Here is a 24575-nt window from a genome sequence, read left to right as displayed (position 1 = left end):
AGCCGCTTTACTTCGAAAGCGTTAGCGATTTGTACAGATATTGAGCGAACAAATCAATTGGCGCGCCTAAATACCTCTTTCAACATAAAAAATGATTGTAAATTGAAAAATGAGCTGCCTACACTGGGGTTAACATTTGTCATATGAGGGCACTCGCCTATGTCCATTTCTCCTCTTGCCAGTGACAAGCTATATCGTTCTTCCACACTTGCCCTACTCGATCCCAGCATTAAATCGACTAAACAGCTGACGCCGCTCAACGAAATTGTCGGCCAGGAACGCGCCCAACAGGCGGTTGAATTTGCCATGTCGATGAAAGATAAGGGCTACAACATCTACGCCATCGGCCGAAATGGTCTGGGTAAACGTACTATGGTAATGCGTTACCTGGACAGATATGACCCCAACGGGCATCACCAACTCTTCGATTGGTGCTATGTGGTGAATTTCGACGATGCCCGCACGCCTAAGGTGCTTAAACTACCTCGTGGTCAGGCCCAGGCCTTCAAGGCTGATATCGAAAACTTGATGAAGCGCCTGGTTAAGGCCCTGCCGTTGGCCTTTGACAATGAGCTCTACTATTCGCGGGCCGAGAAACTAAAGACACAGCTGGCCGAGAAGCAAGAATCGGCGCTGGGGCAGATAACCAAAGAAGCCGCCGCCAAGCAGATCAGCCTGTCCATCAACCCACAAGGCAGCTACGAGCTGGTCGCCATGAATGGTGAGGAGCCACATACCGAATCGAGTTTTTCCGAGCTAAGCAGCAAGGAACAGGCAAAACTCGAAAAAAATATCGGGTCCCTCGAGTCTAAGCTTAGGGAAGTGGTGCGTAAGTTTACCGCCTGGGAAGAGAGTTATTCGGACAAGCAGCAGAAGCATGACGAGCAGGTGGCTCAGGAAGTCTTGGTGCATCTGCTTGACTCCCTTAAGGAGCGTTACGCGCAATATCCCGAGGTGAAGGCGCACCTAAATGAGATGCACAAAGATATCTTAGATAATCTGGACATCTTCCTCGAGCAAAATGAGGAGCAGATCGCCCTCTCCTACGCCTCCCTAGCTAAGAAGATGCCGAGGCGCTATCAGGTCAATGTGTTAGTTAATCATGCCGATATCCCTATGCCCATAGTGATTGAGGAGAGCCCTAACTATCACAACATCTTCGGCTATATAGAAAACGCCACCTATAAGGGCACCATCTTTTCCGATTTTTCCTTAATCCGCCCAGGCAGTCTGCATAAGGCCAACGGCGGCGTGCTGATGATTGACGCCATCAAGGTGTTGGAGCAGCCCTACGTATGGGACGGCTTGAAGCGCGCGCTGCGCTCTCGTAAGTTGAGTCTCAGCTCATTAGAGCGCGAGGTAACGCTATCGGGGACCATCTCGCTGGACCCAGAGGCAATCCCATTAGATGTGAAGATCATTTTGTTTGGCGACTATCAGACCTATCAGCTTTTGCAGCATTATGATCCTGAATTTAAAGAGCTATTCAGGGTCACCGCCGATTTTGAAGATGAGATGCCACGTACCGATGCCTCCGAGGTGCAGTACGCGAAATTTATCTCCAGCATAGTGGTGGGCAACAAGATGCTGCACTGTGACCGCGGCGCCATAAAACGTGTCATAGAGTTCAGCGCCCGCCAGGCCGATGCGCAAAATAAGCTATCCCTGCATTCGGCGGATATCGCCAACCTGCTGCGGGAATCTAATTATGTGGCCAGGACGAGTAAGTCGAATATGATCCGAGCAGGCCATGTTGAGCAAGCACTGCATAATCATGAGCTCAGGGTCTGTCGCCTGCGTGATCATGTGATGCAAAGCTTCATCAATGGCACCACGCTCATCGATACCCAAGATAGTGTGGTTGGTCAGATCAATGCCCTGTCTGTGGTGGCGACCTCGGATCATCAATTCGGCGCCCCAAGTCGTATCACCGCCAGTGTCTCACTCGGTGAAGGCGCCGTGTTCGATATCGAGCGTAAGGTAGAACTCGGCGGTCAGATCCACTCCAAGGGGGTGATGATTCTAACGGCGTATCTCGCGACGATTTTCGGTCAGACGGATAAGATACCGCTAACCACACACCTCACCTTCGAACAAAACTATTCGGGTGTCGACGGTGATAGCGCCTCGATGGCAGAACTGTGCGCCATCGTCTCCGCCTTTGCCAAGGTGCCACTGCGCCAGGATGTTGCCATTACAGGTTCGATGAACCAGTTTGGTCAGGCACAGCCCATCGGCGGCGTGAATGAGAAGATCGAGGGCTTCTTCGATGTCTGTAAGATAAAGGGACGTCATAAGGGCCAAGGAGTGATCATTCCGCGCACCAATATACAAAACCTGATGCTTAGAGCCGATATCGTCGATGCAGTGAGCAAGGGAGAGTTCTCCATCTGGGCGATCGATCATGTCAATGAAGCGGTCGAGATCTTAACGGGTATTCCGGCGGGTGAACGTGATTTTGAGTTCGAAGACTATCCGAAGGACAGCCTCTATGCCATGGCCGATGCCAGACTGCAGAAACTGAGGGATCATGTGAAGCGCACTCAAAAGGCTAAGGTTTAAGAGCGAAGATTTAAGGAAAAAAATGTTAGGGTTTGAGGATTAAGGTTTAAGTGCCGATTTGAGACTAGAACCCAAATCATTAGCCAATAAAAAGCCGGTACTAGACCGGCTTTTTTAATCTTCTTAGCCACTTAGCCACTTAGCCACTTAGCCACTTAGCGAATGCTAAGAGCATTGCCATTAATGCTAAGTTATTAAGGCTAAGTTATTAAGCTTATTAAGCGAAGGCTTCTTGCAGCGGCGGAACCACCTGCTTCTTACGGCTGAGTACGCCATCTAACCATACACGGCCGTTTTCAGCTGCCTTGCCATAGGCGCGCTCGGTGAGGTCAGCATCATCAGACACGACCAGCATCTCAGAGCCTTCTTTCATGATATCGGTCAGCAGCAAAAGCACGCTATGGCGATTGCCTTCAGCCTTAAGCGCCGCGATATCGGCTTCGAGTTCAGCCTTAACCTTATCGAATACTGATAGATCGATAACTTCAAGCTGACCAATACCGACCAGGTTACCGTTCATGTTGAAGTCTTTAAAATCACGCATCACAAGATCGCGAACCGGTGTGCCTTCGACAGCCGACTTAACCTTGAACATCTCCATGCCAAGCGCCTTGTAGTCTTCGATACCGGCGATCTCTGCCAGGGCTTCGACACACTTGATATCGGCCGTGGTGCAAGTTGGAGACTTGAAGATCACTGTATCGCTCAGGATGGCGCACATCATGATGCCGGCGATATCTTTAGGGATCTCGACATTGTAGAAGTCGTACATCATCTTGATCACTGTGTTACTGCAGCCCACAGGACGGATCCAACACTCAAGCGGTGTAGAGGTCGTCAGGTCGCCCAGTTTGTGGTGATCGACGATACCGACAATAGTCGCCTCGGCAATATCATCCGGTGCCTGTGTCAGCTCAGAGTGGTCAACGATGTAAACCTGCTCACCGGCGTAGTGCTCTTTATACAGCGGGGCTTCAAAACCAAAGCGTTCCAGGATAAAGGCGGTCTCTGGTGATGGCTCACCCAGTCTTGCGGCAATGGCTTCTTCACCGATCTGGTTTTTAAGGTAAGCCAGTGCAATCGCACCACAAATTGAATCTGAATCTGGGATCTTATGACCCACAACGTACATTGGCATAATTAACTCTCACAGTAAATTTTGCGGCATTTTACCAAAAGGAAAATCAATTTACATTACTCCCCAGCCTTTAATTGGTTAGACGCTAGTCTAATGCAGGGGTTCAAGATAAATGGTACGCCCCAATAGGAGCTAAATAAACGTTATTTATGGATAGCCTAGCGGAAAATGCCCTTGCTCTTAGGTCTATCGGCTAGATAAGGTGCTAAACCTTGGTGCCCATAAGCTAGTTTGCGTTAAACCGCCATGCGGTATAACACCACCTCGACCTCGCCTTCCGGGGTATCGACACTAGTGTTTTTAATATACTCCATGCCAAGCTTGGTCATAATATTGATTGACCCCTTATTATTCGGGTCTGCGATGGCGCTGAAATGGGTGATAGCCTTGCCATTACCACTAGACTGCTTAACTAGCGCGTTGCAAACCGCCTTGGCAGCCTCAGTGGCGTAGCCTTTTCCCCAACTCGCCTGAGCAAAACGCCAACCTACCTCGAGATCCGAATGCTTTGGCTCATCGGTATAGAAATCCATCGGTCGCACCAGGATCCAGCCGATAAAGGTATCGCCAAGGTCCGATTCGCTGGCTAACGTAGTAACTTTCCAGAGACCCCATCCCGTGTCGCTATTGGAAAAGCCTTGGATACGCGGGATGAAATAGTCCTCAATCTCGGCCATGGTCGAAGGCTTGCCACCGTTGATATAACGCATTACCTCGGGATCTAGATTTAAATCATAGAGCAGCTGGGCGTCTTGCTCGGTGATCATCTCAAAACTTAATCTCTGGCTATCGGCTATCTTCATCTTTTACTCCCTTATTTCCAACAGATAACGAACCGAGCATCATAACCTTGGGACAACAAGCAGGTAAATAGAAACCTTACTTAGTGTCTAGTAGCGTTAGATTTCAAACCCGTGTCACTTAATCTTAGCTTGCTAGCTGAATTTCCTTGCTGGGTTTGCCGAACAATTGCGCAGTTACCAGATTGTTACACCGCCACGACTTACATCTTCAACCACCTTTAGTTAGTATGGAGTGAACGTCAAAGTCATGACAGAGATTGTGATTTTGACGCGCCCTTTTTCTAAAGGGCATGATTTTTAAGATAATAACTAATACAAACGTACATAATTTACAGACGTTGATCGTTTCACTTTGTTTATTCGGGTAGCTTATTCATGTCTTTCAATACGGTCCTGTCGTCATTCGCCGTGTGCTGCTGCGCACTCCTTTTCAATGCCTCGACAATGGCCCAGTCTTATCAACACCTAGGCAAAAGTTTTCAGCAAAATTTTAAGAAGCAGCTCAAGGCGAACAAAGTACCCGGCGGCGCCTTTGTGATCGTCCAGGGCAACAACATAGTTACTCTGGATACCTATGGTAAACGCCATCAAGGCGGCAGCAAGAAGATCAATGCCAACACTGTGTTTCGCCTGGCATCCGTCTCAAAAACCTTTGCCGGGGCACTGGCCAGTCAACTTGTACACGAACATAAACTCAGCTGGCAACAACCTATCAATCAATACCTTCCTGACTTTTCCCTGGCTAAGCCTGCCGATAGTCAGGCGATCACCTTAGGCCATGTGATAGGTCAAAGCACGGGCCTGATGCCAAACAGCTACGATAACCTGGTTAATGCCAACGTTAAGTTGAATAAGATCATTCCCAAATTTGCCGAGCTGACCCCCATCTGCCCGCCGGGCGTCTGTTACAGCTATCAAAACGTCGCCTTCTCCTTTATCGAGCAGGCGATCGAGCAGGAAAGCGGCCAGCCCTATGAAGAGTTGATCGACAAGCGTATCTTCGTGCCACTTGCCATGGAAACGGCCTCTATCGGCTATGAGGCCTTTACTCATACCAGCAATCGGGCCGAGCCCCATATCAAAACGAAACATGGATTTAAACAGGTTAAGGTGAAACCTAACTATTATCAGCTGGCGCCGGCGGCTGGAGTCAATGCCAGTATCAAGGATATGGCTAAGTGGCTCATGGCTAACATGGGGCATGAACCTAAGGTGCTGTCGCCTCAGGTGCTCGAAGATATTACTACCCCGGGGGTTCGCACCACTAAGGAGCTGCGCCGGCGCGATTGGAAACCCTATCTTAACGATGCTCATTATGGCAAGGGCTGGCGCATCTACCAGTTTAACGGCCATCGGCTGATCTATCACGCCGGTTGGGTCGCAGGTTATGTGACCGAAGTGGCCTACTCACCTGAGCTGGATCTGGGGATCGCCATCTTACTCAACGGAGAGTCACGGATTATCAGCGCTCTCGGCGCAGAGTTTTGGCAACAGGTGTTCGCCACTAAGCAAAGTTAACAGCTAAGGACTGACGTTAAAACTTACTCGTCTATTCGGCCCAATATGACTTAAGATGACTCTTGCGTTACCCATTAATAACAATAAGGAAAACCTATGATGTCGCAACGCCCCTATGATGATTCTCAGCAAGGAGCATCTTTTTCCCTGCTAGTCACAACCAAACCTTTGAGCACACTTGCACTGGCCTTGGCGCTAGTACTGCCAAGCTTTGCTCAAGCTCAAGCTCAAGTCCAAGCAGAGACTCAGGCTCAGGCCCAAACTCATGCCCAAACGCTGCAACAAAAGCAAGACACCTTGCTACTTGCTAAAGGCTATGTTGACGTCGCTAAGGGAAAGACTATCGAAGATGCAGCCATAGTGGTGCGCGGCAATCAGATTGTCTCGGTCGGCCATCAACACAGTGTGGCTAAGCTAGGTAGTGTGGCAATGCAAGGCAAATATCGGGTGGTCGACCTTAAGGATAAGTATCTGTTACCTGGGGTCATGGATATGCACGTGCATCTCTCCAGCGACGCCGAAGATAACTTTCTCGAATCGATGAATTACTCCATTCCGAGACAGACGGTGAAGGCGGTTAAGAATGCCCGCAGCACCCTGATGGCAGGTTTTACCACGGTGCGGGACCTAGGTGCCTCTGGTTACTCGGTTATCGCAACGCGCGATGCCATCGACGCTGGTGAGATCCCCGGGCCCCGCATCTGGGCCGTTGGCCATGCGCTCAGTATCACTGGAGGCCATTGTGACGATAACTTTGCCGCGCCAGAGGCACATAGTGTCGCAGGTGGTGTCGCCGATGGCCCCTGGGCTGTCAGGCAGAAGGTGCGCGAAAATATCAAATATGGCGCCAATGCTATAAAGATCTGCGCCACCGGCGGCGTTTTTTCAAAGGGAACCAAGGTCGGCGTGCAGCAATATAGCGAGCAAGAACTGGCCGCGGCAGCCGACGAAGCCCATCGCCGCGGTTTAGTCATTGCCGCCCATGCCCACGGCACCAGTGGCATCAAGGCCGCTATTCGCGCCGGCATAGATAGCATAGAGCACTGCAGCTTTATGGATGAGGAGGCGATTAAGATGGCGGTTAAAGCCGGAACCTACCTGTCCTGCGATATCTACAATACCGAATATACCCTGGCCTTTGGCGAAGCCAATGGCGTCCCTCAGGCCAACATAGAGAAAGAGAAACAGGTCTCTAAGGCCCAGCGTGATAGTTTCAGACGCGCCACCTTAGCCGGGGCCAAGATGGTGTTTGGTTCGGATGCGGCCATCTATCCCCATGGCGATAATGGTAAACAGTTCTCACGTATGGTTACCTTTGGGATGACGCCAGCCCAGGCGCTGCAGGCCGCGACCGTTAACAGTGCGGCGTTGATCCAGCAAGAAGACAATCTCGGCCAGCTCAAGCCTGGCTTCTATGCCGACATCATCGCCGTGGATGGCGATCCGTTAGCAGATATATCTGTGATGGAACGGGTAAGTTTCGTTATGAAGGATGGCGTGATCTACAAAGATTAGTCCGTAGGGGGCATTTGTCTGTTGGCTAGTTGTCTTAATAGCGAATAAGTCGGCAAGTTAATAGGTAAATGTCCCTATGCGTATCCTTGCTTCTCAGGCTCGGCCAGTAGATACAATAAGCGTGTCAGTAAGAACAAAAAAGATGGCTAAGAGATGCAAAACACCTATCTCGAACATCTAAGCTGCGCTAACTATATTTCAGGGCTCAAACCTTAGGCGAGCCGTGTAACACCCAGCTCGCCCCAACTCTGGCAAAACGCCCAACGATTTTGTTTACAAAAATAGATGGCTTGATACCTGTTGTAGCTCACGGTATCCACACCAATAGCCTGATTTGAGCCGTTACCGATTTGGCTTGGCGTACCACAGCCCATTAAGAGGAAGAGAAAGAGCACGAGTGAGTAGCCGCCCGCGGTTAAACTATGCCTGCATATGCGCAAGTTTCTATGTAAAGGTATATTTAACATAGCTACTCCTTATTTTGTTTGATGCTACACCCCGTTGAGCAAAAGCCAATATCGAATAACCCGACTCAAACACGCCCAACCTCTGGCATAGCCCCTTATTTCACTATATGAGAATATTCCCCTCGGCGCAAAAATCAGACAAGCTTGTGACTTTAAGGCTCTACTTTAACGTTTACTTTAAAGTCTTTAGGAAAGCGGCTTTCAAACTGTCGAGTGACGCCAGATCTTTAGGGCTCTTGCGGCTGCGGCTATAGAGGGATGATTCGATAAACAGCGAGAACCAGGCCGACAGACTGGCTGCATTCTCGGGCTCTGCGGCAGCGCTAAGTACAAGACTCGCTACCTCGGCGGTACCAAGCTGAAAGTCACGACTTCCCTTACGTAGGCCATATCGCGCCGCGGCGTCCGGTGCAAACGACAGCATGGGCAGATGGTGCAGATATTCACTCTTGTTAAACATCTTGATCGCCTCACGCCAGCTGCCATCGAGTAACACAAACAGCGGGCGTTTGGTTTCCGAGGCTAAGCGCGTTTTAAGCGCTACATCGGGCACTACGGCCTGAGATGGCATGGCATATTCGCTGGGGAAAACCAGATAAGGTTGATATTCAGGAGATTCGAGTAGCGCCAGGAGTTTGCGATTAGTCCGAGTGCGATCCCAGATATAGGCATGGGTATCGGGGATCAGATCGGCAATTAAGCGACCAGAATTACTGGGTTTTAACACCTCATCGTCATACATCACCAGCAAAAAACTAACCTCGGATTGCAACAGCGCGCGGGTATCGCAGGTGCAGTAGTGCTGAGCCAGCAGGCACGCCTCACAGCGCTCAAGGTTTTTTCCCCGGGCATTATAGGGCCGGGTAGAGATCGCCTTTCGATATTGGTAGCGTTGATGCACCGCATGGGGAGGAAGTGTCATTGGATAACCTATTAAAAACTTGGGGCTTACTTGTCACGGCTTGCCTTGTTAAGTATAACCCGGGCAACACCATTTAAATCTCATTCATAAAAAAGGCGAACCATGATGTTCGCCTGTTTTTATGCTAACTCATTATCTATGCGCGACGACAACGATTCGCCTTTATGCTTTACAAGATACGGCGTAGCAGGAAATCGGCGCGCAGACGTCTAATACGATTCATGATCTTACGTACCGGCTTAGGATAGTTATTTAGGGTATCTATCTGGCTGTAATGATAGAGACGCTCGGTATGCTCTAGGATATGCGCCTGTTCCTGTTTAAACTCTTCGGTCCAGGCTTGGGTCTCATCTTGCAGCAATAAGCCGTTCTCTAAATCCAGCGCCCATGCCCTTGGATTAAGGTTAGAGCCAGTGATCAGATGCAGGCGATCATCGGCGCTAATCCCTTTAAGGTGATAGCTGTTGCGATCATGCTTCCACAGATGAATGTTGAGTAGCCCGGCATCAATGGCCCATTGCTGACGCTTGGCAAATTTACGCAGCGACTGCTCATACATGTAGGGCAAGGCACCGATAGTCGAAAACTTCTCTTCCGGCGGAATGTAGAAGTCATTAGCCGTCTTATCGCCAACCACTATGTCGATTCGTTTGCCTTTTCGCAGATGCTTAGCAAGCGCTCTGGAGAGAATATAAGGCGGATTAAAATAGGGGGTGCAGATAAACAGCGAGCGCTGAGACTGGGATACCAGATCGATCACTAGCTTGTTTAACTTATTCTTCTTGCGCCCTAAACCAACCACAGGAGTGATACGATTGCCCGTCTTGGTACTCGCAAAACGATATTTGGCCTTAGCCAGACGCTGTTTCAGGCTGCGAACATCATTTTTTTCCGGCAGCTTTTCGGTCGCCTTGTCTTGGGTGAGCGAGGTCACGGCTCTGTCACTGGCGATGTACTCCATCACCATGTTACGCATGGATTCTGCCAAGGGTTTAGATTCGATCACATGGTAACGGTCGAAACGGTATTTCTCGCCCTGGTGCAGATAGATGTTATTCAGGCTGGCACCGCTGTAGATGACAGTGTCATCTATGATGAAACCTTTAAGGTGGAGTACGCCCATAAATTCGCGGGACTTTACCGGTACGCCAAGAATATTGATTGGATGCTCTGCGGCGTTAACCACCTCTTGATACATGAGGTAGTTGCCGCTGTCACCCTTATGGCCGATAAGCCCACGTCTGGCACGATGAAAATCCACCAAAACGGTAATATCCAATTCGGGTGTGGCTGCCTTGGCCGCAATAAGGGCAGCCAACACTTCCCTGCCCGCCTCGTCGTCTTCGAGATAGAGCGCGGCAAGGGTGATCGCTCGTTTAGCGTTCGCGATCTGTTTGAGTAATTCGGCTTTAAGCGCCGCAGGCGTTAGCAACCAACGTATGGCGTCGGCGGGTAACGCAATTCCACCTAGCTTATCCAGCAAGGTATCCTCCTTTAAAAATGCTTCCCATCACGGTAGTAGCATTGTGGCGTGAGCGCCATAAACATGATTGAGATATGTTTTGCAGGCGAATAGTGCGCTAATACGGCCTGACGAATGATCTGCTCTACTGCGTGACGAATTTCGGGATCTTTAGGAAACCAGAGCACCTCAACTTGCACGAATGTCGTATCGACCTTGCCGGCGCGATAACTGACGCTTGGCTCCCAGTCTAAGGTGAAGCTCTCAGCCTTGATTTGACAAAGGTTTGCAAGCTCATCGAGTAAGGTCTCACTGATTCGACATACCGCCTCTTGCGGTAAACCGCGCATACGAATGTGTGGCATACTGGTTCCATCCCAAATCTTAAGGGGTAGAAATTACCCATTTACCGGGTTTGGGGCAAGGGTTTTCTGTTGTTGTCAGTCGCACTTGAGACAAACCGGGTTAAAATTAAGCAGAATCAGTGGCTAAAGTGCCAAGTTTTGCATCCTTAGTCTTAATTCTCGTTTAACGCTCCGACATCGGGCGTAAAACACCTTACAATAGGCTTATCCATCTTCGTTTAGGTTCCAGCATGAACAAAACCATTCTTCTTACCTTGGCATTAACCCTGTTAGCCGCATGGGGCATCTTTCATTTTAAGGCGCAGCTCGGTTTTCTGGTGCTGCCGCTCTTTATTGTATTAGTGCTATTTGTGACCCTGCGTTTATACCGTTTGATGGAAAAAGATGAGCCTTCAACGGACGATTAGCCAAAACCGAAAACAAGGATCTGTTTCGACGCTTATGTATACAAGATTGACTAAAGGGCTAAACGCCCTTCCCCTTAATTTCCCAAGCTTGCTGACTAAGGCGATTTCGGCTGCAAAACCATTCGCCTTGTCTCTAGCTGTCGCGGCTGCCTTAATACCTGCAGTCAGCAATGCCGGGACCGACGCTAATACCAATACCAATACCAAACAGATTGATAGCAAGGGTTATGATAATCAAAGCTATTATGACAACCTCTTATCGGTGATCGCGCCGCCTCACTCGCAACTGTCTATTTGGGCTCAAGATCTCAGCACCGACGCGATACTGTATCAGCACAACGCCGATACCCTGTTGCTGCCTGCCAGTACGCAAAAATTACTCACGGCCGTCGCAGCGATGCGGGTATTGGGTGAAGAGTTCAGCTTTGCTACTCAATTTTCAACCAAGGGGCGCTTGTCTCACGGTGTGTTGACGGGCGATCTCTATCTCTCCTTTAGTGGCGACCCCACCTTAACCACAGACGATCTACGAGCTATGTTAAAGAGCTTGAAAGATGCAGGCATTCATACCGTTAAGGGAAATCTCTTGCTTGTGGGGCAAGCCAAGGAGCAGACGCGCGCCCCCGGCTGGGTGTGGGACGATCTTGGGATCTGCTACGCCGCGCCAGTTTCCAGCTTTATCGTCAATCAAAATTGCGTCAAGGGCCAGTTAAAGCCAAAGCTGGCAAGTAATGCCGGCCAACTCAACTTTCCGCGATATCTGCCCATCAAGGTGTCGACAACGGCGGTGTTTGATAAGACGCAGCAAGAGCCCTTCTGTGAACTCAACTTAGCTAGGCTACCCGACAATCATTACCACATCAGTGGCTGTTATCCGGGTGATAAGCCGCTTAATCTGGCTATCGCCGTGGATGACCCAGCGCTTTACGCCAAGGAGATGCTAACGCGCATGTTAAAGAGCGCCCACATCAAGATGAGTGGACAAGTAGCTATCGCCCACAGAACGCCGATAGGCCTTAAGCCCTTAGTGACCCACAAATCGGAAAGGCTTGAGGCGCTACTTCGCACCATGCTGCTCGATTCAGATAACTTGATTGCCGACAGCCTGTTTAAAGCCGTAGGCGCACACTATTACAAGGTGCCAGAAAGCTTTCATGCCGGCGCCAGGGCCGTTAAGACGATACTCGAGGCGGACGGGATAGATCTGAGCCACTCGCAGATCATCGATGGCTCGGGCCTTTCTCGCTATAACCTTATTTCGGCCAGGCAACTGGCTGAGGTCCTGGGCCTGATGGCGAAGGATGAAAAATTACGCCCCCTTATTGAGCTGCTGCCGGTTGCGGGAGTTAGCGGCACCCTCAACTACAAGCGCGGCTTTCATCAGCCCCCTTTGATGAATAAGGTCTCGGCCAAGACAGGCTCGATGCAGGGTGTCGATAATTTAGCGGGCTACCTTTCACTCGGTACAAGTCACCAATTGCTCTTCGTAGTCATGGAAAATGGCCAGAGCCAGAAGAGTAAGAAACAAAGCCCTGCCCCCTTTAGCGCCCTCTTCCTGCAAAGTCTGCTGGATAATCAAGGACAGACAGTCAAAAGCCAAGGCAATGAGGACGAGGATAAGAAGAACAACCCAAAAACGCTCACTGCGCAATAACATGCACTTAGTAAAATATGCTTAGTAACATGCGCTTAGTAAAATAGGTGAAATAAAAACGCCCGGGCCTAATGAACCGGGCGTTTTCATTTTATTAAATCTACCTGCTAAAACAGCTCTTCTGCCATAGCCATCACGCTGGCATCGCCGGCGTTGACCTGCGCCAGATGGTAGTCGACCTTAGGCAGCAGCTTGGCCAGATAGAAATCGGCCAGCTGTTGTTTCGCCGTGCTAAAGCTTGCATCTTGGTGATCGGCAGCCCTATCGGCCATCAGTAACCAGAAATAGCCATAGATCAGATGACCAAAGGCATCGAGGAAATCGACGGCGCAGGCGTTGATCAAGGCCGGATTGCTTAGCTTATTGGCGTTGATATATTCACCGCTTGCGAGTAAGGCGTCGAAACGCGATGTGATAAGCGCCTTTTGCGCATCCGTAACATGGGTCATGGCTGCCAGCTGTCTCTGGCACTCACCAACAAATTCAGTCAATGTACGCAGATCGTCTCCTGTGGTCTTTCTACCCAGGAAATCGATGGCTTGAATGCCGTTTGTGCCCTCATAGATTTGAGCGATGCGGGTGTCACGAACCAGTTGCTCGATACCTGTCTCGCGAATATAACCGTGACCACCAAACACTTGCTGCGCCATTACGGCGGCATCCAGGCCTCTGTCACTCAAGAACGCCTTGGCAACGGGTGTCAACAGGCCGACATAACGAGCCGCCTTCTCCTGCACCTCTCCCTCTGCGTGTTTAGCGAGATCCAGTTGCTGACCGGTAAACACAGACAGCGCGCGTCCCGCTTCGGTAAAACAGCGTATGGTCATTAGCATGCGGCGCACATCACCGTGAACCAAGATAGGATCACTGGCATTGTCGCTGCCACCTGCTGCCTGACCCTGTAGACGCTCCTTGGCATAGTCGCTGGCCATCTGGTAGGCAGCCTGAGAAGTGCCTAGACCTTGAATACCAATCGCCAGACGCTCATAGTTCATCATGGTGAACATGCACACTAAGCCGCGGTTTGCCTTACCGATCAGATAACCCTGGGCATCGTCAAAGTTCATCACACAGGTCGCCGAGCCCTTAAGCCCCATCTTGTGCTCAATTGAGCCAACGGTCACACCGTTGGTTTCGCCCAGCTCGCCGTTATCATCCACCTTGATCTTAGGCACTAAGAAGAGTGAGATACCGTTTGAGTCCGGCAGCTTTGCCAGTACCAGATGAATAACGTTTTCGGTGAGATCATGGTCACCGCCGGTAATGAAAATCTTACTGCCAGAGATAAGATAGCTGCCATCATCCTGTGGCATCGCCTTGGTGCGGATGTTACGCAGATCTGAACCTGCCTGTGGCTCTGTCATGTCCATGGCGCCGGCCCATTGACCCGAGTAGAGGTTAGGCAGGTACTTCTCTTTTAGCTCGTCACTGCCGTGGGCATTGATACAGAGGGCTGCACCCGCGGTGAGTGAACCATACAGAGTAAAGGCGTTACAGGCGCTATAGGCCATCTCATCGACCAGCACGCCAAGCATCTTAGGCATGCCCATGCCGCCAAACTCAGGATCGCCGCACAGCCCTACCCAACCGCCTTCGGCATATTGGTCATAAACCTCACGATAGCCATCGGGTGTGATCACCTTAGCATCTTCAAAGCTTACGCCTTGCTCGTCACCGGGACGGTTAATAGGATGGATAAGATCCCGTGAGATCTTCTCTGCTTCATCGAGGATCGCCGTTGCCGTATCCATATCGACGGTCTCGGCCAAGGCCGCTAGTTCACCCCAAGTTTGTGGAGCGTCGAACACGCGCTCCAACAGAAATTTCATGTCGGCCAATGGCGCCTGGTATGGATTCATCTCGCCTCTCTCAAACGTAAGATTAAAACAGTTGTTTTAATCTATCTCAGTTACGGCTGAGAATAAAGCCCTTTAGTCAAATATTGTCCGCCGGTGCAAATAAAAAAGCCCCGCGTAATTTGCGAGGCTTTTTAGGTTACTGTGATTTACCACAAGCGGTACTTAAAAGACTAGGTTCTTAGCACATGAGGCTCTTACCACATCAGGTCGTCAGGGATCACATAATCTGCGTATGGGTCATCTTCTTCCACCACTTGGGTGGCATCTTCTGCCTGCCACAGGTAACCGCACCAGTCGGGCACCAGCAGGTTAACCCGCTCGGCAAGCTTATGAGGCACCAGGTAGCTCACCTCTTCGTGGCGAACTATCCCTAACTGGCCATTAAGCAGTTGGCTCTGCAGTTTTTCGTTCACGTACAGGCTAAAGATCTTAGTGCCTAGGGTGTAGTTAAATTTAACTTCGGCATCCTTGGGCGGTTCGATGGCGCAGCGCTTAAATTCGGTGATTAGCCCGCGCACCTGGCCCTTCTCCATCGCCTCGGCGAAACGTTGTTCGTTTAGCGCCTTATCCTTATCGAGCTGGGCTTGTTTCTTCGCTGCTATCTCTTGTTTCAAGGCCTCTGAGCCATCATCGACCTTAGCTTTACGATCGCGACGCTTCTGGGTCTTGGCATCGCGAACCTTCTGTTTGCTGACCAAGCCAGCCTTGAGCAACTGCTCTTGAAATGGGTTTGCCATCTTTCTTCTCACTCATTGGGTAACACTATCTGCGCTACCTACTTCTCTTTAGGTTGTTGGGCTAATTTGCCTAACTGACTCATGGCCATGCTAGCACCGCCGAGGGACCAACCGCCATCTACTGGCAACACGGTGCCGGTAATGTAACTGGCCATGGGTGAAGCGATAAACATAACCGCATTGGCAATATCATCCGTGCTGCCGTTGCGCTTAAGAGGCACGCTTTGGGCAACGGCCTGTTGCAGCGCATCGCTGGGTGCCAGGCGATTGAATCCTTCTGTGCCGCTTATGGGGCCGGGCACTATAGAGTTAACCCTGATCCCCTCAACGCCCCACTCCAGTGCCAGACTCTTGGTCAGCATGTCGACCCCGGCCTTGGCCGCGCTCACATGGGACTGCATCGGCATGGCGATATAGGCCTGAGGCGCCGAGATCTGTACTATGGCGCTGCCGGGGCGACACATCAAGGGATAGGCCTGTTTGAGCACCTGAAAACTGCCCAGCAGATCGATATCCATCACCGACTTGAAACCGTTTTCGGAAAGCTCCGCCGCCGTCGCCGGGAAGTTTCCGGCCGCGCCACTGACCAACACATCCAATTGGCCATAGGCATCGGCTATCTGTTTAAAACCTGCCTTTAGCGCGTCGAGATCCCGAACATCGAAGGCGACGCCAAGCATCTTACCTTGACCATTAATCGCGTGCAGCGCCTCTACGGCTGCATCAACCTTTTCCTGACTGCGGCTGGCCACGGCAACGTTAGCGCCTGCCTTGGCAAAAGCCTTGGCGATACCCAGGTTAATGCCACTGGTACCGCCCACCACAAAGACGTTTTTACCTTGATAATCGAACATCTTCTTTCCCTGTCTAATAAAACCTTAAGAATTAAATTAGGAGGCTCGAAGTGTCAGGTCAAGCTATTTAAGTGATGCATGGATCTCGGTCAATGCCGCGAGTGGATTAGCCGCCTTGGTGATAGGACGGCCGATCACCAGGTAATCAGAACCCGCTGCCAGCGCCTGCGTCGGTGTCATCACGCGGTGCTGATCGCCCTTGTCGCTGCCGGCTGGGCGAATACCCGGCGTGACCAGCTTAAAGTCGGCACCAAACTCTGCCTTTAGCATGCTGGCCTCCTGGGCCGAACAGACAATGCCGTTCAATCCAGCCTGTTTAGTGAGGCTTGCCAGGCGCTTGACATGCTCGGCCGCCGGCACATTGATGCCAAGCAGTGCGAGCTCTTCGTCGCTCATTGAGGTCAGTACCGTCACGGCGATCAGCAGCGGGGCCTTGTCGCCATATGGAAGCAGCGCCTCGCGAGCTGCCTGCATCATGGCCAGTCCACCGCTGGCATGCACGTTAGTCATCCACACCCCTAGCTCTGCCGCAGCAGCGACGGCCTTGGCGACTGTGTTCGGAATGTCGTGGAATTTGAGATCCAGGAAGAGGTCAAAGTCGCGACTGTGGATCTCTTTAACCAACTCAGGGCCAAAGAGGGTGAACATCTCTTTGCCTATCTTGAGGCGGCACATCTTGGGGTCTAGCTGATCGATGAGCTGCAAAGCTTCGGATTTATTATCGTAATCTAACGCCACTATAATAGGTTTGTTGCTCATGCTGTTCTCCTGTTGCTTTGCATTTTATTGTCTATTTACTCCCCGTCGAGTCCGCGGATCCGCTTGATGGTGCCCCAACTTTTACAGGAAGGACAATGCCAGTAGAGGGTGTGGGACGGGAAACCACACTCGATACAGCGATAACTGGGACGGAATTTTATCTGCTGCTCAACCAATTCGGCGAGCATGTTCAAACTCTGTTTTGCCTGACCATCTTCGGCGTGTTGGATCTGCATCTTCATCAGATGCTGGAAACTCTTCATGGTCGGATGGCGATAGAGGCCGTCGAGGATCAACTTCTCGGCGTCTTGGGTTTCTCCCTGAATGATCATCTGCTGCGCCAAAGTGATGGCGACACTCGCGCCAGCCCCCTGCTCTAACGCCTCGCGTAGCAGTTCACGATAGGCGCCGAGATCCTCGGTCGATTGATAAACTTCTTTGGCGATGGCGAGCGCCTCGGGAAAGAGCTCGATATCGGCATCTTTCAACCGGCAGAGCATCTCCTTGGCGCGGCCAAATTCCTGCTGGGCGAGGAACAGCTTGGCGCTGGTTAACATGGCGCGGCCACATAGGGGATCTTGCTTTATCGCCTGCGCCAGGTGTTTAAGCTTGAGCTCGCTATCGCTGGCCTCATCGGCAAGCTCACAATAGAGATGGGCCTGCAGGTGTTTGAGCGATTGCTGACGCTTACGCTTGAGGCTCTTGATAATATCGATCGCTTTTTGCCAGTCTTTGGTCACCTGGTAGATGGCGATCAGCTGATCTTCTGCCTCTTCGCTGTGATCTTCCTGGCGAACCAGATTAAGGAAGATCTCCTCGGCCCTGTCGTAGAAGCCGGCGGCCAGATAGTCTTTGCCCAGCTCCATCATGGCGATGTCACGCTGCTCGGTTGTCAGTGTTGGGCGGGCAATCAGGTTTTGGTGAATACGAATCGAGCGGTCTACCTCGCCTCGCTTGCGAAACAAAGAGCCGAGGGAGAGATGGGTATCTATGGTGTCATCATCCACGTCGAGCATGGAGATAAAGAGATCGACCGCCTTATCCGATTCATTAGACAGAAGGAAATTAAGGCCGGTAAAGTAATCGCGGCTTAACTGCTTACGTTTACTATTCTGCTTATGCCTGAAACTACGGCGACCCATGTACCAACCGTAACCGGCGGCAATGGGTAACAACAGAAACAGAATCTCTAACATATTAAGCGTTTACTTCCTTCGCTTGATGTTCGATTTGGGTAGATGGTGGGAGTATCTCAACCGGTAACTTGGCTTCTAACTGCTCTAACTTCTTGTTGGCCTTGCGCAGTTGCAGCCTTACCTTAGTAATATGGTAGATGGCAAACAGCCAGCTAACCAGGAAGCCTGCTAGAAACACCACGCCGAGCACGACAGGCAGTCGATATTCACCCTGAGCGACAAAATAACTGATGGTCACCAGCTGTTCATTGCGTGCACCAAACAATAAAGCCAAGACGAAAAACAGGGCGACAAGCACGGTCGCGATAAATGACTTCACGTTACTCTCCATAAACCCGTGGTGGTGGGTTGATTATCCAAGAAATTTAGCGAACTAGCTAGCCATACCTAGAATTTAGGCATAAAAAAACCTCCTTTCGGAGGCTTTTAAAACAATGTCATTTACGAGTTGATAGCATCAACGCGCTCACGCAGTTCTTTGCCAGGCTTAAAGTGCGGTACATACTTGCCTTCCAGTTCAACTGAAGTGCCAGTCTTAGGATTACGGCCTGTACGTGGTGCACGATAATGAAGGGAAAAACTACCAAAGCCACGGATCTCGATACGGTCACCGCCTTCCAATGTCGTTGCCATCTGCTCCAACATCTCTTTAATAGCGCTTTCTACTTCTTTTGCCGACAGCTGCGACTGCCTAGTGGCAAGTTTTTCGATCAGTTCGGATTTAGTCATCCTGTACCCTCTATAATCAAGCCAAACACAGTCACCTAGCGGGGATGTTACCATCCCCGAACTTCAGGCGAATTATTTGCGAGCCGCTTTGAACGCTTCAGCCATGGCATTGCTCATAGCAACGTCATCTTGCTTGTTCAAGTTAGCCATCGCTTCCTTCTCATCAGCTTCGTCTTTCGCGCGGATAGACAGGCTGATAGAACGGTTCTTGCGATCAACACCCATGAACTTAGATTCAACAGTGTCACCTACTGAGTATACAGTAGATGCATCTTCGATGCGCTCACGAGAGATGTCAGAAACACGTAGGTAACCTTCTACAGTTTCAGCCAACTCGATAGTAACGCCTTTCGCGTCTACTGCAGTAACAGTACCAGTTACGATAGCACCTTTCTTCTTATCTGCAAGATAAGCGTTGAATGGATCGTCTTCAGTCTGCTTAACGCCTAGGCTGATACGCTCACGCTCTGGGTCAACTGACAGTACAACTGCGCTGATTTCGTCGCCTTTCTTGTAGTCAGATACGGCTTCTTCGCCAGTACCGTTCCAAGAAATGTCAGACAGGTGAACCAGACCGTCGATGCCGCCGTCTAGACCGATGAAGATACCGAAGTCAGTGATAGACTTGATCTTACCAGTAACCTTGTCGCCTTTCGCGTAACGCTCTGCGAAATCATCCCATGGGTTAGTCTTGCATTGCTTCAGACCTAGAGAAATACGACGACGCTCTTCATCGATGTCCAGAACTAGAACTTCAACTTCATCACCTAGGTTAACAACCTTAGATGGGTGGATGTTCTTGTTAGTCCAATCCATTTCAGAAACGTGTACCAGACCTTCAACGCCTTCTTCGATTTCAACGAAGCAGCCGTAGTCAGTTAGGTTAGTTACGCGACCAGTCAACTTAGTGTTTTCTGGGTAGCGCTTGCTGATTTCTAACCATGGGTCTTCGCCAAGTTGCTTAAGACCTAGTGAAACACGAGTGCGCTCACGATCGTACTTAAGTACTTTAACGTTGATTTCGTCACCAACGTTTACGATTTCAGATGGGTGCTTAACGCGCTTCCAAGCCATATCTGTGATATGTAGAAGACCGTCAACGCCACCTAGGTCAACGAATGCACCGTAGTCAGTCAGGTTCTTAACGATACCCTTAACGGCTTGACCTTCTTGTAGGTTTTCAAGTAGCGCATCACGCTCTGCACTGCTTTCAGATTCGATAACAGCACGACGAGAAACAACAACGTTGTTACGCTTCTGGTCTAGCTTGATAACCTTGAATTCTAGTTCTTTGTTTTCTAGGTGAGCAGTGTCGCGAACTGGGCGAACGTCAACTAGAGAACCTGGTAGGAATGCACGGATACCGTTTAGTTCAACGGTGAAACCGCCTTTAACCTTACCATTGATGACACCGATTACAGTTTCAGCATCTTCGTAAGCTTTTTCTAGAACGATCCAAGCTTCGTGGCGCTTAGCTTTCTCACGAGAAAGTTGAGTTTCACCGAAACCATCTTCAACAGAGTCAAGGGCTACGTCAACTTCATCACCAACAGCGATTTCTAGAACGCCTTGAGCGTTTTTGAATTGGTCAGCTGGGATTGGGCTTTCAGACTTAAGGCCAGCGTCAACCAGTACCATACCGTTCTGGATTGATACTACAGTACCACGAACGATAGAACCTGGACGGAACTCAAGTTGTTGAAGGGATTGTTCAAATAGATCAGCAAAAGATTCAGTCATGTTAATTTACTTTAAGTAATAAACCACGGCCCATCCTAGACGTGGAGTCAGATTAATCATTTGTCGCATCCATGTGACAAATCGTAACGACCCTGCCCCCTAGAGAACAAGATCAGGTAATTTTTCTTTGATGTGAGAGAGCGCAAGCTCAACTACTTCATCAATGCCTATGCCAGTCGTATCTATCACCAGCGCATCCTCGGCAGGAACCAGAGGAGCGACCGGGCGATTCATATCACGCTCATCGCGTTCAACGACCTCGGCCAAAAGACGGTCGATATTAACATCGAAGCCCTTGTCCTGCAACTGATTATAGCGCCTTTGGGCCCTTTCCTCAGCTGACGCGGTTAAATAAAGTTTAGCTGGAGTTGTGGGAAAAACGACCGTGCCCATGTCGCGACCATCGGCAATCAAACCTGGCGTCTCGGCAAAGGCGCGCTGACGACGAAGAAGCGCCTCACGTACGCGAGGGAAAGCCGCGACTTTTGAGGCTGCATTAGAGCACTCTTGGCTACGGATAGCGTGGGATACATCCTCGCCTTCCAGGACCACTTTAATGCCGTTGCCATTAGCCGTAATGAATTGCACATCTAAATGCGCGGCTAACAGGGCCAGCGAGGCTTCGTTATCTAACTCGACGTTGTGGTGAATTGCCGCGAGGGCCAAGACACGATATATGGCACCGCTATCAAGCAGCTTCCATCCTAAACGCGAAGCAAGTATCTGACTAATAGTGCCTTTACCTGCACCGCTTGGGCCGTCAATAGTGACGATGGGAGCCCGTTGTGACATATGATTCTCCAAATTAAATCTATCTTCCCTAAAGATCCTGAATGTCGTCCACGAAAAAACTGCGCGCGCATTATAAACTAAAAGCAATCATAAAGCGGCAAAAAGTTACGAATTAACATAATTGGATCACTTATTATCGCGGGTCAAAAGCCTTGACCCGCGATGAGAGACTGCGTCTACTGGGCAAGTGCCGCAAACTGGGCGAAGTAGTCGGGGAAGGTCTTGGAGGTACAATCGGGATCGTTGATGGTAATGCCACAATCGGCAAAGGCCATCAGCGAGAAACACATGGCCATGCGATGATCGTTATAGGTATCGATATCGGCCGTATTTAACTGAGCCGGCGCCGTGACGCGAATATAATCATGGCCCTCTTCTACCTCGGCGCCAACTTTACGTAGCTCGGTAGCCATGGCAGCGAGACGGTCCGTCTCCTTGATACGCCAGTTGTAGATATTACGCAGCGTCGTGGTGCCTGTGGCGAACAGCGCCGCGGTCGCTATGGTCATGGCAGCATCCGGGATATGGTTCATGTCGAGATCCACCCCATGTAGCGGCGCACTTCTGGCGATGATGTAATCGTCCCCCCACTCTATCTCTGCGCCCATGGCTTCGAGCACGTCGGCAAATTTAACATCCCCTTGAATGCTTTTCAGCCCAACGCCGGTGACCTTAACCTCGCCGCCCCGGATGGCTCCCGCCGCCAGGAAGTATGAGGCCGATGAGGCGTCGCCTTCGACCAGCACAGTGCCGGGGGAGACATATTTCTGGCCTGCAGGGATCTCGAAGCGCTGATAGTCGTGATTAATAACCGTCACGCCAAACTGCGCCATCAACGCGATTGTGATATCGATATAAGGTTTGGAGACCAGCTCGCCTTTAATCTTGATATTCACCTGGGCCTTGGCAAGTGGCGTCACCATCAGCAGCGCGGTTAAAAACTGGCTAGACAAGTCGCCAGCGATCTCAACATCGCCGCCATTGAGTCCGGTCGCATTAATCGTCAGTGGCGGAAAGCCAGGCTGTTTCAAGTATCGGATGTCGGCGCCAAGTGCGTTAAGGGCATCGACCAGGTCACCAATGGGACGCTCCTCCATTCGCGGCTCACCGGTTAAGGTAAACTCGCCGCAGCCTAAGGTCAGCGCCGCACATAAGGGGCGCATCGCCGTACCGGCATTACCGAGAAACAGCGTCTGGGCTGTGTCGCTATTAATTACGCCGCCCAGCCCTTCGAGTTCGCAAACCCGGTTATTGTCAGATAATTGATAATTAACCCCGAGCTGCTTGAGGGCAGTAAGCATGTGACGAATGTCGTCAGAATCGAGCAGATTGGTCAGTCGGGTTTTCCCTTCAGCTAAGGTCGCCAATAACAGAGCGCGGTTAGAGATACTCTTAGAACCGGGAATATTCACGGTACCATGAACCTTAGATATGGGATCGAGTCGTAGTTGTTTCATTAATCACTTCTTAATTGGTTGCAGCCAGAATTGACCGCGGATTATTGATACTGTTAGATACTAAAAACTTGCCATCACGACAAAATGGCTATCTGCTCAATAGACCTGAGCCTCGTGGTTATAAAATTACTGATTGAGGCGGACTATTCAACCCTTTTTTACGATTTATGGCCTTTAATGAGTAATTTTCTTTCTTAGCACTTTGCATGCCCACAAAAAATCACCAGAAATAGACCCGTCTCCCGCCACTGGCATGAAAATTTGCCAAATTTAAGTTTCGATAAAATCGCGCATTGCGCTGTAAATTCCGCGCAAAATTAGTTTATCCTAAGGCCACGCACAGCGAAGGCCATTTAGGGCCTATAACAAGACATAAGGTAGTTGGAGCCATGTTCGAGAATCTTTCCCCTATGCCCGCCGATCCTATCCTAGGGCTAATGACAAAATTCCGTGAAGATCCCCATGCAAATAAGGTGGATCTGGGCGTAGGTGTATACAAGGATGAAGCGGGAAACACCCCGATTTTAGCCTGTGTCAAACGCGCCGAGCAGCACCGTATCGACACAGAGGCAACCAAAGTTTACATTGGCCCAACAGGTTCTCCTGCCTTTAACCAGCTGATGGGAGAACTGGCTTTTGGCCAGGACAACCCAGCACTGCTAGCCGATCGCATTCGTACAGTATCGACTCCGGGCGGTACGGGCGCCCTTCGCGTCGCGGCAGATTTCATCAAGCGTGTTAACCCTAATAGCGTGATCTGGGTAAGCGATCCTACCTGGGCCAACCACACGGGTCTGTTTGAGGCGGCCGGTATTAAGGTTAAGACCTACCCTTACTATGACTATCAGAACAAGACTCTGAAATTTGATGAGATGCTGGCAGCCCTTTCCCAGATTGGCGCCGACGATGTGGTCTTGTTCCACGCCTGCTGTCACAACCCAAGCGGCATGGACCTCACTAACGAGCAGTGGGATCAGGTGATCGCGCTGACCAAGCAACAGGGGTTCACGCCGCTTATAGACATGGCCTACCAAGGCTTTGGCGATGGTGTCGATGAAGATGCCTACGGCGTGCGCCAGATGGCCGCTAACGTCGATGACATGATCCTGTGTAGCTCTTGCTCGAAAAACTTCGGCCTCTATCGTGAGCGTATCGGCGCCTGTTCTATCGTCGGCAAAGATAGCCATTCGGCCAATGTAGCCTATTCGGTGCTGCTCTATGTGGTGCGCTGCATCTACTCTATGCCGCCGGCTCATGGCGCCGCCATCGTCGAGACGATTCTGGGATCGAGCGAGCTTAAGCAGCAATGGCTAGATGAGTTGAAGATCATGCGCGATCGCATCAACGGCAACCGCGCCATGCTGGTCAATAAGCTGATCGAAAAAGGTGTCACCCGAGACTTTAGCTTTATCGCCAAGCAAAAAGGCATGTTCTCCTTCCTCGGCGTTACCCCAGAGCAAGTCGCTAAGCTTCAGGCGGATCACAGCATCTATATGGTCGATTCGAGCCGCATCAGCATCGCTGGTATTGGCGAAGGTAATGTGGACTATCTGGCGGAGTCTATCGCCAAGGTGCTGTAATACAGCCTGAAAACTCATAAAAAAGGGGACCATCTGGTCCCCTTTATGTTTTGATGTTT

Annotated in this window: 21 protein-coding genes; 6 read left to right on the top strand and 15 right to left on the bottom strand. The window is 50.5% G+C overall.

What is annotated here, in order from left to right; genetic code table 11:
* Positions 1-159: 159 nt before the first annotated feature.
* Complete coding sequence (locus tag K0H80_RS10020; RefSeq protein ID WP_220073869.1) at positions 160-2562, top strand: Lon protease family protein; 2403 nt, start codon at positions 160-162, stop codon at positions 2560-2562.
* 217 nt (positions 2563-2779) lie between these two features.
* Here the strand turns inward: K0H80_RS10020 and K0H80_RS10015 are convergent, their stop codons facing one another.
* Together K0H80_RS10015 and K0H80_RS10010 are read right to left on the bottom strand one after the other, a co-directional pair.
* Positions 2780-3700: a manganese-dependent inorganic pyrophosphatase gene (locus tag K0H80_RS10015; protein WP_220073868.1), complete on the bottom strand. Its 921-nt coding sequence runs from the start codon at positions 3698-3700 to the stop codon at positions 2780-2782.
* 236 nt (positions 3701-3936) lie between these two features.
* Positions 3937-4503, bottom strand: coding sequence for a GNAT family N-acetyltransferase (locus K0H80_RS10010; RefSeq protein ID WP_220073867.1), 567 nt, complete (start codon positions 4501-4503; stop codon positions 3937-3939).
* Between the two features lie 375 nt (positions 4504-4878).
* Here K0H80_RS10010 and K0H80_RS10005 point away from each other — a divergent pair, with 375 nt between their 5' ends.
* On the top strand, positions 4879-6021 hold the full coding sequence (locus K0H80_RS10005; RefSeq protein WP_220073866.1) for a serine hydrolase domain-containing protein: 1143 nt from the start codon (positions 4879-4881) through the stop codon (positions 6019-6021).
* A gap of 96 nt (positions 6022-6117) precedes the next feature.
* On the top strand, positions 6118-7536 hold the full coding sequence (locus K0H80_RS10000) for a Xaa-Pro dipeptidase (RefSeq protein ID WP_258406225.1): 1419 nt from the start codon (positions 6118-6120) through the stop codon (positions 7534-7536).
* A gap of 639 nt (positions 7537-8175) precedes the next feature.
* On the opposite strand, the gene K0H80_RS09995 is transcribed toward K0H80_RS10000, so the two are convergent.
* From K0H80_RS09995 to K0H80_RS09985, 3 genes are all read right to left on the bottom strand, one after another.
* On the bottom strand, positions 8176-8925 hold the full coding sequence (locus K0H80_RS09995) for a tRNA-uridine aminocarboxypropyltransferase (RefSeq protein ID WP_220073865.1): 750 nt from the start codon (positions 8923-8925) through the stop codon (positions 8176-8178).
* A gap of 169 nt (positions 8926-9094) precedes the next feature.
* The gene (pssA, locus tag K0H80_RS09990) at positions 9095-10408 is read right to left on the bottom strand and encodes a CDP-diacylglycerol--serine O-phosphatidyltransferase (protein ID WP_220073864.1); all 1314 of its coding nucleotides are present in this window, start codon (positions 10406-10408) and stop codon (positions 9095-9097) included.
* A gap of 11 nt (positions 10409-10419) precedes the next feature.
* Positions 10420-10752 carry a DUF1904 domain-containing protein gene (locus K0H80_RS09985; protein WP_220073863.1) on the bottom strand — a complete coding sequence of 111 codons (333 nt, stop codon included), beginning with the start codon at positions 10750-10752 and terminating at the stop codon, positions 10420-10422.
* A gap of 230 nt (positions 10753-10982) precedes the next feature.
* Between K0H80_RS09985 and K0H80_RS09980 the strand changes: the two genes are divergently transcribed.
* Together K0H80_RS09980 and dacB are read left to right on the top strand one after the other, a co-directional pair.
* On the top strand, positions 10983-11159 hold the full coding sequence (locus K0H80_RS09980) for a hypothetical protein (protein ID WP_220073862.1): 177 nt from the start codon (positions 10983-10985) through the stop codon (positions 11157-11159).
* Between the two features lie 127 nt (positions 11160-11286).
* Positions 11287-12813 carry a D-alanyl-D-alanine carboxypeptidase/D-alanyl-D-alanine endopeptidase gene (gene dacB, locus K0H80_RS09975; RefSeq protein ID WP_258406224.1) on the top strand — a complete coding sequence of 509 codons (1527 nt, stop codon included), beginning with the start codon at positions 11287-11289 and terminating at the stop codon, positions 12811-12813.
* A gap of 107 nt (positions 12814-12920) precedes the next feature.
* On the opposite strand, the gene K0H80_RS09970 is transcribed toward dacB, so the two are convergent.
* The 10 genes from K0H80_RS09970 to aroA form a co-directional block, all read right to left on the bottom strand.
* Entirely contained in the window at positions 12921-14672 is a 1752-nt protein-coding gene (locus tag K0H80_RS09970; RefSeq protein ID WP_220073860.1) for an acyl-CoA dehydrogenase C-terminal domain-containing protein, read from the bottom strand.
* 194 nt (positions 14673-14866) lie between these two features.
* Entirely contained in the window at positions 14867-15409 is a 543-nt protein-coding gene (locus K0H80_RS09965) for a DUF2058 domain-containing protein (RefSeq protein WP_220073859.1), read from the bottom strand.
* Positions 15410-15447: 38 nt separating this feature from the next.
* Complete coding sequence (locus tag K0H80_RS09960; RefSeq protein WP_220073858.1) at positions 15448-16263, bottom strand: SDR family oxidoreductase; 816 nt, start codon at positions 16261-16263, stop codon at positions 15448-15450.
* 63 nt (positions 16264-16326) lie between these two features.
* Positions 16327-17022: an orotidine-5'-phosphate decarboxylase gene (pyrF, locus tag K0H80_RS09955; RefSeq protein WP_220073857.1), complete on the bottom strand. Its 696-nt coding sequence runs from the start codon at positions 17020-17022 to the stop codon at positions 16327-16329.
* Positions 17023-17057: 35 nt separating this feature from the next.
* Positions 17058-18218, bottom strand: coding sequence for a lipopolysaccharide assembly protein LapB (gene lapB / locus K0H80_RS09950; protein WP_220073856.1), 1161 nt, complete (start codon positions 18216-18218; stop codon positions 17058-17060).
* Position 18219: 1 nt separating this feature from the next.
* Positions 18220-18537 carry a LapA family protein gene (locus K0H80_RS09945; protein WP_041407148.1) on the bottom strand — a complete coding sequence of 106 codons (318 nt, stop codon included), beginning with the start codon at positions 18535-18537 and terminating at the stop codon, positions 18220-18222.
* Between the two features lie 122 nt (positions 18538-18659).
* The gene (ihfB, locus tag K0H80_RS09940) at positions 18660-18947 is read right to left on the bottom strand and encodes an integration host factor subunit beta (protein ID WP_011865753.1); all 288 of its coding nucleotides are present in this window, start codon (positions 18945-18947) and stop codon (positions 18660-18662) included.
* A 72-nt stretch (positions 18948-19019) separates the two neighbouring features.
* Complete coding sequence (gene rpsA / locus K0H80_RS09935; protein WP_011865752.1) at positions 19020-20687, bottom strand: 30S ribosomal protein S1; 1668 nt, start codon at positions 20685-20687, stop codon at positions 19020-19022.
* Between the two features lie 99 nt (positions 20688-20786).
* The gene (gene cmk / locus K0H80_RS09930; RefSeq protein ID WP_220073855.1) at positions 20787-21479 is read right to left on the bottom strand and encodes a (d)CMP kinase; all 693 of its coding nucleotides are present in this window, start codon (positions 21477-21479) and stop codon (positions 20787-20789) included.
* Positions 21480-21655: 176 nt separating this feature from the next.
* Positions 21656-22936, bottom strand: a complete 1281-nt coding sequence (gene aroA, locus K0H80_RS09925) for a 3-phosphoshikimate 1-carboxyvinyltransferase (RefSeq protein ID WP_220073854.1) — start codon at positions 22934-22936, stop codon at positions 21656-21658.
* Between the two features lie 389 nt (positions 22937-23325).
* Here aroA and K0H80_RS09920 point away from each other — a divergent pair, with 389 nt between their 5' ends.
* Positions 23326-24516, top strand: coding sequence for an amino acid aminotransferase (locus tag K0H80_RS09920; RefSeq protein ID WP_220073853.1), 1191 nt, complete (start codon positions 23326-23328; stop codon positions 24514-24516).
* Positions 24517-24575 lie beyond the last annotated feature (59 nt).

Source organism: Shewanella aegiceratis, assembly GCF_019457495.1.
Taxonomy (GTDB): Bacteria; Pseudomonadota; Gammaproteobacteria; order Enterobacterales; family Shewanellaceae; genus Shewanella; species Shewanella loihica.
Note: the sequence above shows the minus strand (reverse complement) of the source record. Positions and strands in the feature narration are given on the sequence as shown.